Source organism: Streptomyces sp. G45, assembly GCF_049542095.1.
Classification (GTDB): Bacteria; Actinomycetota; Actinomycetes; order Streptomycetales; family Streptomycetaceae; genus Streptomyces.
This window is the reverse complement of sequence record NZ_JBMUZU010000001.1, coordinates 528,107-540,687: the sequence shown is the minus strand read 5'-3', so window position 1 is coordinate 540,687 and position 12,581 is coordinate 528,107. Positions and strand designations below refer to the sequence as shown.

Annotated in this window: 13 protein-coding genes and 2 pseudogenes; 9 read left to right on the top strand and 6 right to left on the bottom strand. The window is 74.9% G+C overall.

Annotation, left to right across the window (positions count from 1 at the left end):
* Positions 1–226: 226 nt before the first annotated feature.
* Both ACOBQU_RS02315 and ACOBQU_RS02310 read left to right on the top strand, forming a co-directional pair.
* Entirely contained in the window at positions 227–760 is a 534-nt protein-coding gene (locus ACOBQU_RS02315; protein ID WP_423624122.1) for a hypothetical protein, read from the top strand.
* Positions 761–928: 168 nt separating this feature from the next.
* Positions 929–2,314, top strand: a complete 1,386-nt coding sequence (locus tag ACOBQU_RS02310) for a PLP-dependent aminotransferase family protein (RefSeq protein ID WP_423624120.1) — start codon at positions 929–931, stop codon at positions 2,312–2,314.
* Positions 2,315–2,428: 114 nt separating this feature from the next.
* Here the strand turns inward: ACOBQU_RS02310 and ACOBQU_RS02305 are convergent, their stop codons facing one another.
* A complete protein-coding gene (locus ACOBQU_RS02305; RefSeq protein WP_423624119.1) occupies positions 2,429–3,538 on the bottom strand; it encodes a PQQ-dependent sugar dehydrogenase in 1,110 nt (369 codons plus the stop codon).
* A 455-nt stretch (positions 3,539–3,993) separates the two neighbouring features.
* Between ACOBQU_RS02305 and ACOBQU_RS02300 the strand changes: the two genes are divergently transcribed.
* Positions 3,994–4,368: a hypothetical protein gene (locus ACOBQU_RS02300; RefSeq protein ID WP_423624118.1), complete on the top strand. Its 375-nt coding sequence runs from the start codon at positions 3,994–3,996 to the stop codon at positions 4,366–4,368.
* A gap of 69 nt (positions 4,369–4,437) precedes the next feature.
* Here the strand turns inward: ACOBQU_RS02300 and ACOBQU_RS02295 are convergent, their stop codons facing one another.
* Together ACOBQU_RS02295 and ACOBQU_RS02290 are read right to left on the bottom strand one after the other, a co-directional pair.
* On the bottom strand, positions 4,438–5,376 hold the full coding sequence (locus ACOBQU_RS02295; protein WP_423624116.1) for a M56 family metallopeptidase: 939 nt from the start codon (positions 5,374–5,376) through the stop codon (positions 4,438–4,440).
* A gap of 138 nt (positions 5,377–5,514) precedes the next feature.
* Positions 5,515–5,916: pseudogene (locus tag ACOBQU_RS02290) on the bottom strand (BlaI/MecI/CopY family transcriptional regulator); the annotation flags it as partial.
* Between the two features lie 326 nt (positions 5,917–6,242).
* Here ACOBQU_RS02290 and ACOBQU_RS02285 point away from each other — a divergent pair.
* The 3 genes from ACOBQU_RS02285 (at position 6,243) to ACOBQU_RS02275 (ending at position 8,684) form a co-directional block, all read left to right on the top strand.
* On the top strand, positions 6,243–6,878 hold the full coding sequence (locus ACOBQU_RS02285; protein WP_423624115.1) for a hypothetical protein: 636 nt from the start codon (positions 6,243–6,245) through the stop codon (positions 6,876–6,878).
* A 45-nt stretch (positions 6,879–6,923) separates the two neighbouring features.
* Positions 6,924–7,514, top strand: coding sequence for a TerD family protein (locus ACOBQU_RS02280; RefSeq protein WP_423624113.1), 591 nt, complete (start codon positions 6,924–6,926; stop codon positions 7,512–7,514).
* A 384-nt stretch (positions 7,515–7,898) separates the two neighbouring features.
* Positions 7,899–8,684 (top strand): GNAT family N-acetyltransferase, encoded by a 786-nt coding sequence (locus tag ACOBQU_RS02275; protein WP_423624111.1) that lies wholly within the window; start codon positions 7,899–7,901, stop codon positions 8,682–8,684.
* 56 nt (positions 8,685–8,740) lie between these two features.
* Here the strand turns inward: ACOBQU_RS02275 and ACOBQU_RS02270 are convergent, their stop codons facing one another.
* Positions 8,741–9,142, bottom strand: a complete 402-nt coding sequence (locus tag ACOBQU_RS02270; protein ID WP_423624109.1) for a Dabb family protein — start codon at positions 9,140–9,142, stop codon at positions 8,741–8,743.
* Positions 9,143–9,271: 129 nt separating this feature from the next.
* On the opposite strand from ACOBQU_RS02270, the gene ACOBQU_RS02265 reads away from it, so the two are divergent.
* The 3 genes from ACOBQU_RS02265 (at position 9,272) to ACOBQU_RS02255 (ending at position 11,689) form a co-directional block, all read left to right on the top strand.
* Positions 9,272–9,958, top strand: coding sequence for a TetR/AcrR family transcriptional regulator (locus tag ACOBQU_RS02265; protein ID WP_423624107.1), 687 nt, complete (start codon positions 9,272–9,274; stop codon positions 9,956–9,958).
* Positions 9,951–10,502 (top strand): putative immunity protein, encoded by a 552-nt coding sequence (locus ACOBQU_RS02260; protein ID WP_423624105.1) that lies wholly within the window; start codon positions 9,951–9,953, stop codon positions 10,500–10,502. Before ACOBQU_RS02265 ends, ACOBQU_RS02260 begins: the two co-directional genes overlap by 8 nt.
* 206 nt (positions 10,503–10,708) lie before the next feature.
* Positions 10,709–11,689 (top strand): alpha/beta hydrolase, encoded by a 981-nt coding sequence (locus ACOBQU_RS02255; protein WP_423624103.1) that lies wholly within the window; start codon positions 10,709–10,711, stop codon positions 11,687–11,689.
* Between the two features lie 69 nt (positions 11,690–11,758).
* On the opposite strand, the pseudogene ACOBQU_RS02250 reads toward ACOBQU_RS02255, so the two are convergent.
* Together ACOBQU_RS02250 and ACOBQU_RS02245 are read right to left on the bottom strand one after the other, a co-directional pair.
* A pseudogene (locus ACOBQU_RS02250) lies at positions 11,759–11,962 on the bottom strand (AraC family transcriptional regulator); the annotation flags it as partial.
* Positions 11,963–12,034: 72 nt separating this feature from the next.
* Positions 12,035–12,445, bottom strand: a complete 411-nt coding sequence (locus ACOBQU_RS02245; RefSeq protein ID WP_423624102.1) for a VOC family protein — start codon at positions 12,443–12,445, stop codon at positions 12,035–12,037.
* Positions 12,446–12,581: the final 136 nt, after the last annotated feature.

The following is a 12,581-nucleotide window of genomic DNA, read 5'->3' as shown; positions in this document are numbered from 1 at the left end:
TTCGGGGCGTTCTCGCCAATCGGTTCCCCGGGAGGGGCGGCGCGTACCGGACATCGCCGGAGGGGCGGGGGCGAAGGGCGGGCGTCGGGCCTCGGGGGAGGCGGGGGGCAAGGGCGGGGTGCGCCAAATGGGAAGAGTGGGGCGGGTGTGCGGGTGAGACATGTGCGGTGCTTCACGAGCGGGGAGGGGCAGACAGCCCCGTGGCGCGCTCCTACTCTCCACGCCCATGCGCATCACACACCCGCGGCGCTTCGGCCTCGCCGCCTTCCTCGCCGTCTGTCTCACCCTCGTGGGCCTCGGGCAGACCGCGCGGGCCGACGTCGGCGCCACCGCCGACGACCTCAGCCTCAGCGTCGACCAGCCCACCGCCACCCCGGGCTCCACGGTCACCGTCACCATGACCTTCACCAACAACCAGGCCACCGACATCTGGTTCGTCTACCAGTCCATGCAGCCCACCTGGGCCACCACCCAGCGCCCCGACCTGAAGTTCGCCTTCGGGAACTGCACCGGCACCGGCGTCACCTGCACCGGCGCCGGTACCCCCTCGCTGACGTTCAGCTACGCCGCGCCCGTGCCGCCCGGCCAGTCCCGCACCGTCACGCTGCCGGTGCGGATCGCGGCCGACTCGGGCTGCGACGGCAACGTGGCCTTCGACTCGTACGTCTACTACGAGTACGACGACGGCCAGAGCAAGAAGGACGCCATCTACACCACCCCCACCACCCGAGTGGAGTGCCTGCCGCCGACGGGTGCCTGATCCCGCCCGCGGCGCGGCCGATCGCACGCGGACCGCGGCGGCCAGGACGCTGACGACTGTGTGGGCCGAGTGGGCCAGGTGAGCCAGGTGGGCCGGGTAGGCCAGCCGGGCCTGCGGGCCTGTGGACCAGTGGACCAGTACGGGCGATGTCTGGCGGACGGACAAGTCGTGGACCTTCATGTCGAACTCGATGCCTCCCTGCCGCTGGCCGACGCGGTCGCGGGAGCGATCCGGACGGCCATCCGCTCCGGTCGGCTGCGGGTGTCGGACCCGCTGCCGTCCACCCGCGCGCTCGCCGCGCGGCTCGGAGTCGCGCGGGGCACCGTCATCGAGGCATACGCCCAACTGGCCGCCGAGGGCTGGCTGATCACCCGGCAGGGCGCGCCCGCCAGGGTCGCCCGTGACGCCGCGGCCGACGGCGGCCCAGTCGGCGCGGCACGGACCGCCGTCCCGGACGCCGTCGGCACGGACACCTCCCCGGCGGACGCCCGCTGGGACCTGCGCCCCGGCGTTCCCGACACCTCCCTCTTCCCGGGTCGGCACTGGGCCGCCGCCCTGCGCAACGCGACGCGGTCCGACGCCGACCCGTTCGGCTACGGCGATCCACGCGGCCGGTCGGAGCTGCGGCACGCCCTGGCGGCGTACCTGGGCCGCACCCGCGGCGTGGCGGGCGGTCCCGAGCGGATCCTGGTCACGGGCGGCTTCGCGGGCGGACTCGCCCTGGTGGCGGGGGCGTTGCGCGACCTGGGCCTGCGGCACATGGCGATGGAGGACCCGTGCCTGCCCACGCACCGGCAGGTCGCCGCCCGCGCCGGGCTGATCCTGCACCCCGTGCCGGTGGACGCGCACGGCCTGGACGTCGGCGCGCTCGCCGCCACGCCCGCCCGGACGGTCCTCGCCACCCCCGCCCACCAGTTCCCCCTCGGCGTCGCGCTCAGCCCGGCACGCCGTCGGCAGCTCGTCGCCTGGGCGCGCCGCGTCGACGGCTATGTGATCGAGGACGACTACGACGGCGAGTACCGCTTCGACCGCAAGCCGGTCAGCGCCCTCCAGGACCTCGACCCGACCCGGGTCGTGTACGGCGGCACCGCGTCCCTGACCCTCGCCCCGGCGATGCGGCTCGGCTGGCTGGTGCCGCCGCCGCGCCTGTGGGGCCCGGTGCTCGAACGGGTGCCGCACCAACAGGCGCCGTCGCTGGACCAGTTGGCGCTCGCGGAGCTGATCCGCGACCGGCGCTTCGACCGGCAGGTGCGCCGGACGCGCGGCGAGTACCGGCGCCGACGGGACCACCTGGTCACCGCGGGGGTCCCGCTGACGGGCATCGCCGCCGGGCTGCACGCCGTGCTCGCCGTCCGGGACGAGGAGGAGGTCATCGCCGAGGCGCGCGAGCGGTCCCTCGCGCTCCTCGGCCTGGCCCCGTTCTGGCACGGCCCGCGCCCCGCGCACGGGCTGGTCGTCGGCTACGGCCGCCCGGCGGCCGCCACGGCGTACGCGGCGCTCGACCGGCTCATCGCGGTGGCGGGCACCCGGGCGACGCGTGACGCGGGGCGCTGAACCTCCCCGGAAGCGGCCCAGGGGCGCGGGCCGTTGGGGGCTCCCGGCTCCCGGCCGGGAACGCGGCCCGCGCGACCAGGCCGCGGTAGGCCCCCTCGACCCGCGCCCCGGCGCTCACCGCCGTGCGGACGGGCCCGCGTACTGGACGTCGACGAGCAGCACCCGGTCGTTGTTGGGCGTGTTGTCGCGGTCAGCGGTCGTCGTCAGCCAGATGTCGCCGTCGGGGTCGACCTCGGGGGTGCGCAGTCGGCCGTAGGTGCCCGCGTAGTACGTCCGCTCGTCGACCAGGTTGGCGCCCGCGTCGATGCGCAACCGGTACAGGCGCTGGCCGCGGGTGGTGGCGACGAAGACGTGGTCGTTGATGACGGTCACGCCGCTGGGGGAGCCGGAGGAGACCGGCCAGGTCTTCTTCGGCGGGATGGAGCCGGAGCAACTGCCGTTGGTGCCCTCGCAGGAGGGCCAGCCGTAGTTGCCGCCCTTCTGGACGAGGTTGACCTCGTCCATGACGTTGTTGCCGAACTCCGCCGCCCACAGGCGGCCCTGCGAGTCGAAGTCCAGGCCCTGGGGGTTGCGGTGGCCGAGGGACCAGACCGCGTTGCCGAAGGGGTTGTCGGAGGGGATGGAGCCGTCGGGGTTGATGCGCAGGATCTTGCCGTTGAGGGAGGTGCGGTTCTGCGCGAGGGAGCCGTTCTGGGCGTCGCCCATGGTCGCGTACAGCTTGCCGTCGGGGCCGAAGCGCAGCCGTCCGCCGTTGTGGGCGCGGTTCTTGGCCATGCCGCGGAGGACGACGGTGTAGCCGCTGAGCGTGTTGTTCTCCAGCGTCATGCGGGCGATGCGGTTGCCGTCGGTCGAGGTGTGCAGGAAGTACAGGTAGTGGTCGGTGGCGAAGGTCGGCGAGACCTCCAGGCCCATCAGTCCGCCTTCGAGCCCGGTGGTCTGGGAGAAGGGCACCTTGCCCAGGAGCGTGCGCTGCCCGGACTTGGTCAGGCGGTAGACGTTGAAGGTGTTGCGCTCGGTGTAGATTCCGGAGCCGTCCGGCAGGAAGGCGAGGCCCCAGGGGACGTCGGCGCCGCTGACGAGGGTCGTGACGGCGCCCGGGGTGGGGGTGCCCGGCGGGGGGACCGGGGCGGCGTCGGCCGTGGGGGCGGTGCACAGCGCGGCGGCACTGGCCGCGGCCGCCAGGAAGCCGAGGGTGCGGGACGGGTGGAGTCGGGTGGGTGACACGGTGTCCTCCAGGGGGATGTGGGGGGATGCGGGGGGATGCGGGGGGATGCGGATGCCCTGGCGGTGAACGGACTGTGCTGTTGGGTGGGGCACGCTAGGAGCCCCTGATACGCCTGTCAACGCGTGCGTTCGGCCGTTCTCCGCCCGCCCGCCGCCGGTGCGTCCGCCCGTTCTCCGCGTGCTTCCCGCCCGTTGACCGCGCTCTCTCCGTACGTTGCTGACGACTGCCCCCGCGTAAGGGGGGGATGGGCGTGTCCGTACGCGGTGACGGGCGTGCTGCGTACGCGGTGGCGAGCGCGCTCCGTAGGTGATGACGGGCGTCCTGCGTACGCGATGACGGGCGCGCTGGCCTGCGCGTATGTGGACGATCTCGTTCAGCCCCATGGGTGCCCAGCGGTGCCTATGATCATCGCGGGCCCCTTAGGAGAGGGGCCCTCACCTTGAGGAGGGGAAGCATGTCCGGAGTCTCCAGACGGTCGCTGCTGGGCTACTCGGGCTCGGCGGCCGCGGGCGCGGTGCTCGCGTCGGCCGGTGCGGCGCACGCCGATGACGCCGCGGCCACCGACGCCACCGCCGTGGACGCCAAGACGGCCGAGAGCGCCACGGCGGCGGTCGAGTTCGCGCCGGGCACCGAGTTCAGCGGCCGGGCCCAGCACAGCACCGGGTACGCCGAGGTGTCGGTGACGTTCAGCATCAAGCACGAGGAGACCCCCGCGCAGCACGTCATCACGCCCACGGAGGTCGCCGAGGCGCTCAACGACCTCGCCGTGAAGCGCGGCTGGCCGCGCATCACCTTCTACGGCACGCCGCCGAAGGCACCGCTGAACTGACAGCAGGTGCGGGGCCCTTGCGTCGGGAACGAAGGCGACGCGAGGGCCGCGCCCGTGCCGGGGCGCCCGCTACAGCGGGGTCGCCGCGCGCAGGATGAGCACCAGCGTCACCGTCGAGTTGGCCGAGGACATCGCCGAGGCGACCGTACCCGCCGCCGCGGTCCACGCGGCGAGCCCCACCGAGGTGAACAGCGAGGGCCAGCTCATCGCGAGCGGCGCCGGGCGGAGCAGGGCGGCCACCCGGCGCGGCACCGGTCCCGGCGCGGCGAGCCCGGCGAGCGTCGGCGCGGGCGTGCCCTGCGACACCAGCGCGGCCGTGCCGATCGCGAGCGCCACGGCCCGCCGGTCCCCGACGGCCCGCGCGGCCTCCTCGTCGGCCCACCGCTCGGCGGTGTACGACACCGCGGACCGCAGCGGACGCAGGAAGGGGTTGGCGCGGGCCGCCAACTGCACCGCCAGCAGGTGCCGGTGGTGCCCGGCGGCGAGGTGGGCCCGCTCGTGGGCGAACAGGGCCCGCCGCTGCGGGGCCGGGAGGCAGGACAGCAGCCCGGCGGACACCACGATCCGGTCGTGGCGGGCCGCGCCGGCCGGCAGCGCGTAGGCGTACGGCTGTCCGTCCGCGAGGACCACGACGCTCGTGCCGCGGACACCGTCGAGCGCCCGGTGCGCCCGCCGCCGCACCCCGAAGTGGCGCCACACCGCGCGCCCGCACCCCGCGGCCACGAACAGCAGGACCGGGATGGCCACCTTGCCCACGACCTCCTCGCCGGGTACGGCCTCCCGCACCTCCGGGTCGGACCAGCCGTCCGGCAGCGGGTTGCCGGGCAGTTGCGCGGTGCCGACCACCATCAGCAGGCCGAGGCTGACCGTGCTGCACAGCGCCATCACCACGGCCACGCCGGTCAGCAGGCGCGTGGCGAGCCGCGGGTGCAGATGCTGCTCGGCCAGACGCGCCACCGGCCAGCCCGTCAGGGGCAGCACCAGCGGCAGGAAGATGAAGACCCCCATGGAACGTCAGTCTTCCCGCCCCGCTCCGGGCGCCCGGTCCGTGCCGGGGTCCCGGCCCGCTCCGGGGGCCCGGCCCGCACTGGGGTCGTGCTCCGCTCCGGGGGCGTGCTCCGCTCCGGGGGCGTGCTCCGCTTCGGGTTCGTGCTCCGCTCCGGCCGTGCGCAGCAGGTCCCGCAGCACCCGCTCGTCGTCGGCCGACAGCGCGGTGACGAAGCTGGCGAGAACCGCCTCCCGGTCCCGCTCCCCGTCGAGCACCCTGCGCATCCGGTGGGCCGCGAGACCCGCCTCGTCGGACGCCGCGGTCCACACGAACGAGCGGCCCGACCGCTCCCGGGTCACCGCGCCCTTGGCGAGCAGCCGCGTGAGGATCGTGACCACGGTCGTGTACGCGAGGCCGTCACCGACGCGCTCCCGCACCCACACGGCGGGCACCGGCTCGTCCGCGCCGCGCAGGCAGGCCAGGACCAGGGCCTCCAACTCGCCCTGCCCGCGCCGCCGGTGACGCGGCTCCCCGTGTCCGCCCCCGCGCTCCGCCGCCATGACCAGCTCCCCTCAGCCGTCGCCGCGTCCCGCCCGCCCGTGACGCGCGCCATCGTACTGACGCCCCGCCATATGCTCTACATTGCTGTAGATTCTAGTGCGCGACGGCGAGCCATCGGCGTCCGCGTGCGCTCAACGCTGGGGTGAGCCGGGGGAGTTTCGCCGCCCCCACCCCGCAAAGCTCCGCCGGGCCCGCTCATCAGGGGTGCGGGCCCGGCGGATCCCGCCCGCCCGGCCCGGTACGCCGTCTCGCCCCGCCCGTACGACCCGTCACAGCCCGCCCGCATCCGCCAGGAAGCCACCGCCCGCACCCGCCAGGAAGAGATGTGACACATCCGCCGCACCTGCGCCCGGAGGACCGGGCCGACTTCGAATGGGTCCTGAACCTGGCCCTGGACGTCACCGACATCCGCACCGCCCTCGACCAGGCCCCGGCATCCGCCCACGACCGGGGTCGGCTCCGGGCGCAGGCCCGCGAGTCGGCCCAGGACATAGCCGCGGCCGCCGCCGACGAGTACCGGGCCTACCGGCGCGCCCGCGCCGCCGTCGTCCCCGCCGCACGGGGACGCGGCGAACCGCCGCCCCCTCCGGCGGGCCGGGGGAGCGGCGCGGCGCTGCCCGCCCTCGCGGTGTTCACCCCGCTCGTCTCCGCGGTCTCGGGCGCCGTCCTGCTGTTCCTCGGCTGCGGCATCCGCCTCGCCACTCCGCAGAGCCCGCTCGGCCCGTCCCTCGTCACCGCCGGATGGGTCTGCGCGGTGGCCGCGGCGGCCAGCACCGCTCTGGGGCTCAGCGGCCTGCTGACCACGGCGCTGCGCCGCCGCGCCGCCCCGGCCCCGCGGCTCACCGTCCGCAATCCGGCGGCCGAACAGGCCCGCGCCACCTGGCATCAGGCGCTCCTGGAGCGCGGCATGCTCCCGTACCTGCGCCGCCACCTGTCCGTCAGCCCACCGCGGACGCCGTAGGCCGCCCCGGTGCCCAGCCACGATCGAGAGGAACCTCCGCACCCCATGTCCACGCCCGTGAACCTCGCCAAGGGCCAGCAGATCAGCCTGAGCAAGACCGACGGCACGTCCCTCAGCTCCGTCCGCATGGGGCTCGGCTGGCAGGCCGCCCCGCGCAAGGGCTTCCTCGCCAGGCTCACCGGCGGCGGCGAGATCGACCTCGACGCCTCGGCCGTGCTCTTCGCGGAGGGGCGGCCGGTGGACGTCGTCTTCTTCCAGCACCTCGTCAGCGACGACGGGTCGGTGCGCCACACCGGCGACAACCTCGTCGGCGGCGCGGGCTACGGCGGTGACGACGAGGCCATCCTGGTGGACCTGGCCCGCGTCCCCGCGCACGTCGACCAGATCGTGTTCACCGTCAACTCCTTCACCGGCCAGACGTTCGCCGAGGTTCAGAACGCCTTCTGCCGACTCATCGACGAGGCGACCGGCCAGGAACTGGCCCGCTACACCCTCACCGGCGGCGGCGGACACACCGCCCAGGTCATGGCGAAGGTCCACCGCACCGGCCCCGGCTGGCAGATGAGGGCCATCGGCGCGCCCGCCTCCGGCCGCACCTTCCAGGACCTGCTGCCCGCCATCGCCGAACACCTCTAGCGCGCGTACGGGCACCGCCTCGGACCGGCGGCGCGCGAGCGACCGCGCCGCGCCGCCCGCCCGTGCGGATGCCGCGGAGGTTCAAAAGCGCCCGGCGTCTACTCCTGCGAGACGGGAAACAGGCATCCGCGACCCGCCCCAAGCCGTGGCGTTCCCGCATGTCAGGCCGTACCGGGAGGCGATTTGCCCCACCCCGGGGCCCGTATGTCAGAGTGGCCGTCCCGGTCGGCCGGACGCCCGTGTGCGCAGCCGTTGCCGGGGTCCCCCGACCTCGACCCACCCGCCACTGCCGCGCCCCCGGCGTGCCCCGGCCGACCGCACCTATGACGTCACCCTGACTTCTCCGTACCCGTCCCCCCTTACTCCCTTCCTTTGCAGAGAGCGATGCAGGCTACGACTCTTGTCTCCCGGACCGCCGACCTGTTCGACCAGGGTTTGGAGCGCCGGTCCGGCGCCGCCCTGCTGCGCTTCGGCGCCGCCCGGCGGCGACCGGACGACCGGACCGGCTGGTCCGGCGACGGCGCCGTCGCCTGGCTGGACGCCGGGCGCGGCCATGTGTGGAGCGTGGGCGACGCCGCGGCAGCCGCGGAACTCGTGCTGTGCGCCGAGCGCGAACGACCCGGTGCCGTACGGGAGTTCACCGGGCCGCGCGGCGCGGACACCGTCGTGGGGGAGCGCCTCGGGCTCACCGAGGTCGTCGAGTGGGGCTTCCGCTGGACGCTCACGGAGCCGCCCGCCATGCCGCACGAGGACCGGGTGGTCGTGCTCGGCGAGGAGCACCACGACGAGCTGGCCGCCTTCCTCGACGAGCACAGCCCGGCCCACTCGACGGGCCCCGGCTCCCCCGACGTCAGCCTGTGGGCGGGCATCCGCGACAGCGGCGGTCGGCTCGTCGCCTGCGGCGCCCTCAGCAGCCTGCGGGACAGCGGTGCGCCGCTGATGGCGTCCGTCGCCACCGACGCGGCCCAGCGCGGCCAGGGCCTGGGCGCGGCGCTCACTGCCTGGCTGACCAGGTACGCCGTACGCGAGTACGGCCTGTGCACCCTGTGGCAGCTCGCCGACAACACGCCCGCGCAGCGGCTGTACGACCGCCTCGGCTACCGCGACGAGGACCCCTGCGTCTCCGCCCGCATAGCGGCGGCGGAGGCGGAACCCGATGCCGCCGCCTGAGCGGCTGGGCGCCTGACTGCCCGGGTGTCTGCCGGAGCGCCCGGTCGCTCGGGTAGTCAGGCGATGCGCATCTCCACGAGCGGCGCGAGCTGGGCGGCCCACTCGGGGTGGGCCGCGGCCTTGCGCTCGTGCAGGGCCATGAGCCTGGCGCCGAGGTCCGGGGTCATGTCGTCGGAGAGGTCCGGGCCGATGGAGATCCTGGCCAGGTGCGGCAGGATCTCCTCGTCCCCCGCCAGGTGGACCGGGTCGTACATGTACCGCTCCACGGCCGTCAGGTCCTCGATGCCCACGCAGTAGGCGTGGGTCAGGCCCTCCGCCGGGTCGCCCAGGCTCTGCCCGACGGCCGCGAACGACACCGACTCGACGGACGCCGTGCGCCGCATCAGCGCGAGCACCCGGTCCTGCTGCTCCGGTGTGGTCCCTTCCTTGAAGGCGAAGCGGAGTGTGTGAACGATCACGGCGATCTGTCCCTTCGACTGCGGCTGACGCGGCCGTCTGTGAGTGAGTGAACTGGCGAGTGAGGGAACGGGATTGAACTGGCTGGTTCAGAAATCTGTCCGTACTGGTTCAGTAGCTAGACTGAACCCATGAGTTCAGTTGCGTCAAGTGCCGCCAAGGGAGCGCCGCGTGGGCGTGCCGACAAGCGACAGGCGATCCTGGACGCCGCCTTCACCGTCTTCGCGCGGCGCGGGTACGGGCAGGCGTGCGTGCAGGAGATCGCGGAGGAGGCGCGCGTCGCCAAGCCGACGGTCTACAGCCACCTGAACGACAAGGAGACCCTGTTCCGGCACACCGTCGAGGCGGCGGCCGACGCCCTCGCCGCGGAGAACCTCGCCGTCATCGAACGGCTGCGCGACCACGGCCGCGACGGCGGCCGCGACCGCCGCGACCAGGGACCGGACGCCGACCTGCGGGCGGCGCTCACGGACGTGGCCCAGCGGCTCCTGGCGATCTGCCGGGGCGAACGCGCCCGCGCCCTGCGCTGGTTGACCTACGGGCAGGTGGCCGCCTTCCCCGACCTGGTCGCGACCGTGCAGGAGCGCACCGCGCACCGGCCCCGCGCGGCGCTCGCCGACCGCCTCGCCCGCCTCTCACTGGCCGGGCACCTGCGGGCGTGCGACCCGGAGCAGGCAGCCGAGCACTTCCTCGCCCTGCTCACCGGCCCTCTGGAGACCCGCTCCGCACTGGGCACGCGCCCCGTCCCCGCCGCCGAGGCGCGCGACCTGGCGGACGCCGCCGTCGACACCTTCCTGCGGGCCTACGGCAGTGACTGAGCGGTCAGCCGCGGGGCACGGCGACTTCGAGCTGACCGTGCGGGAGCTGCGCGCCGTGGCCCGCTACGCGGCGGAGAGCGCCCAGGAGGTGCTGCCGGTGTTCGAGCACACCCACCCCGACGACCCGCGGCCCCGCGCGGCCGTCGACGCCGCGTGGGAGTTCGCCAACGGCGCGCGCAGGACCCGGCTGCAGCGCGTCACCGCCCTGGACGCGCACCGCGCGGCGCGAGACGCGGCCAGCGAGGCGGAGCGCCTGGCCGCGCGCGCCGCGGGCGACGCCGCCGCGGCCGCGTACCTCCACCCGATCGCGCGGGCCACCCAGGTCGGCCACATCCTGCGTGCCGCCGCCAGCGCGGCGCGCGTGGCGGAGCTGCGCGCGGGCGGCGATCCCGCCGTCGGGCTCGAACGGATCGAGCGGGCACGGCGGCGCGCCACGCCGACCCTGGCCGACGTGCTGAGCCGCTACCCGCCCGCGCCGAGCGGCAAGGGCCGCGTGGCGCAGCTCATGAGCGCGCTGGACGCCGCGCTGCGGGCCACCCGCTGACGCCCGCGACCGCGCCCGCCGCGCCCGTCCCGCCGCCGCACGCGACAGGCCGACCGCGATGCCCCGAACCCGACGCTCCGACCGCTTTTGCCGGACCGGCAAAAGGGCTCGGCCTTGCGGCCCGTACCTCTGGATGATCGACGGAGAACCACCCGCAGGAAGCAACCGTCCGCCGTCTCGGCGGACCGAAGGCTCGAAGGGGACGCATGTCGCAGCGGAGAGCGGAGTTCACCCATCGGCTGGTGCCGACGCCCGCAGGCCGGGCGCACCTCGTGGAGCAGGGCACCGGGCCGCTGGTGCTGCTCGTCCACGGCTTCCCGGAGTCCTGGTACTCCTGGCGCCACCAGCTGCCCGCCCTCGCGGCGGCCGGGTACCGCGCGGTCGCCCTCGACGTCCGCGGCTACGGCCGCTCCTCCGCACCGGCCGCGACGGACGCGTACGGCGTGCTCGACCTGGTGGAGGACAACGCCGCGGTGGTCCGGGCCCTCGGAGAGGAGTCCGCGGTGGTCGTCGGCCACGACTGGGGCGCCACCATCGCCGCCACGTCCGCCCTGGTCAAGCCGGACGTCTTCCGGGCCGTGGGGATGCTGAGCGTGCCGTACACGCCGCCCGGCGGGCCCCGCCCCAGCGACGTCTTCGCGGGGATGGGCGGCGACGAGGAGTTCTACGTCTCGTACTTCCAGGAGCCGGGCCGCGCCGAAGCCGAGATCGAACCCGACGTGCGCGGCTGGCTCGCGGGCTACTACGCGGCCCTGTCCGCGGACACCATGCCCGCGCCCGGCGCTCCCGACCCGCACTTCGTCCCCAGGTCCGGGGCGCTGCGCGACCGCTTCCCCCAAGGTCGGCTGCCGGGCTGGCTCAGCGAGCGCGACCTCGACGTCTACGCGGGGGAATTCGAGCGGACCGGCATGACCGGGGCGCTCAACCGCTACCGGAACATGGACCGCGACTGGAAGGACCTCGCGCCCTACGAGGGCGCGCCCCTCACCCAGCCCTCCCTGTTCGTCGGCGGCGGCCTGGACGCCTCCACCACCTGGCTGGCCGACGCGATCGCGGCCTTCCCGCTCACGCTGCCGGGCCTGGTCTCCTCCCACGTCCTCGACGGCTGCGGCCACTGGGTCCAGCAGGAACGCTCCGACGACACCAACCGCATCCTGACGGAGTGGCTCGCGGCCCTGCCCGCGTGAGGCGTGCGCGCACCGGCGCGGCGCGCACCCGCCTCACGGCAGCGGCGCCAGCGGCCGTGTCCTGTTCGCGTACGCGTCCGGGGACAGGCCGTACGCCAGCCGGAACTGCTGGTCGAGGTGCTCGGCGGACATGTTCACGCCGCGGGCGAGCGCCTCGACGTCCAGGGGCCACGCCCGCTCCCGGTCGATCCGGTCCCGCACGCGGCGCAGCCGCGCGAGGTCACTGAGGTGCTGCGCGGCGGCACGCGCGCGGCTCCATGAGGGGTGGCACATGGGGACTCCCTTCGACGGGGCTGACCGGGGGGTGACGAGGGCTGACCGGGGGAGCTGGGCTCGACGGACGGCTCAGCGGAGTTCCTGGATGCGGATCAGATTGCCCGCAGGGTCGCGGAAGGCACAGTCGCGTACGCCGTAGGGCTGCTCCGTCGGCTCCTGTACGACCTCGGCGTCGGCGGCCCGCACCTTCGCGAACGTGTCGTCCAGGTCAGGGGTGGCCAGCAGGATCCAGCCGTAGGTGCCCTTGGCCATCATCTCCGTGATGGTGCGGCGCTCGTCCTCGGTGATCCCGGGGTCGGCGGCCGGGGGCGCCAGGAGGATGGACGTGCCGGGCTGGCCGACGGGGCCGACCGTGATCCAGCGCATGGTGCCCTGGCCGACGTCGCTGCGCACCTCGAAGCCGAGGGCGTCGCGGTAGAAGGCCAGGGACGCCTCCGGGTCGACGTGGGGGAGGGCGGCCGTGTGAATGGTGATGTTCATGACCGTCAGATTAGGTGCGGTCCGGCGGACGCCGCTTCTCGAATCCTGACCGGTCCCGAGCGGCCCTCAGGGTGCGGGACGCGGCCGCCGCGCTCGGCCCCGCCGGGCCTCCGGCCCGCGGCGGCCCCCCGTACGG

Coding starts and splice junctions, on each gene's coding strand:
- ACOBQU_RS02315 (WP_423624122.1), top strand. CDS start 227: ATGCGCATCACACACCCGCGGCGCTTCGGCCTCGCCGCCTTCCTCGCC.
- ACOBQU_RS02300 (WP_423624118.1), top strand. CDS start 3,994: ATGTCCGGAGTCTCCAGACGGTCGCTGCTGGGCTACTCGGGCTCGGCG.
- ACOBQU_RS02295 (WP_423624116.1), bottom strand. CDS start 5,376: ATGGGGGTCTTCATCTTCCTGCCGCTGGTGCTGCCCCTGACGGGCTGG.
- ACOBQU_RS02280 (WP_423624113.1), top strand. CDS start 6,924: ATGTCCACGCCCGTGAACCTCGCCAAGGGCCAGCAGATCAGCCTGAGC.
- ACOBQU_RS02275 (WP_423624111.1), top strand. CDS start 7,899: ATGCAGGCTACGACTCTTGTCTCCCGGACCGCCGACCTGTTCGACCAG.
- ACOBQU_RS02265 (WP_423624107.1), top strand. CDS start 9,272: ATGAGTTCAGTTGCGTCAAGTGCCGCCAAGGGAGCGCCGCGTGGGCGT.
- ACOBQU_RS02255 (WP_423624103.1), top strand. CDS start 10,709: ATGTCGCAGCGGAGAGCGGAGTTCACCCATCGGCTGGTGCCGACGCCC.
- ACOBQU_RS02245 (WP_423624102.1), bottom strand. CDS start 12,445: ATGAACATCACCATTCACACGGCCGCCCTCCCCCACGTCGACCCGGAG.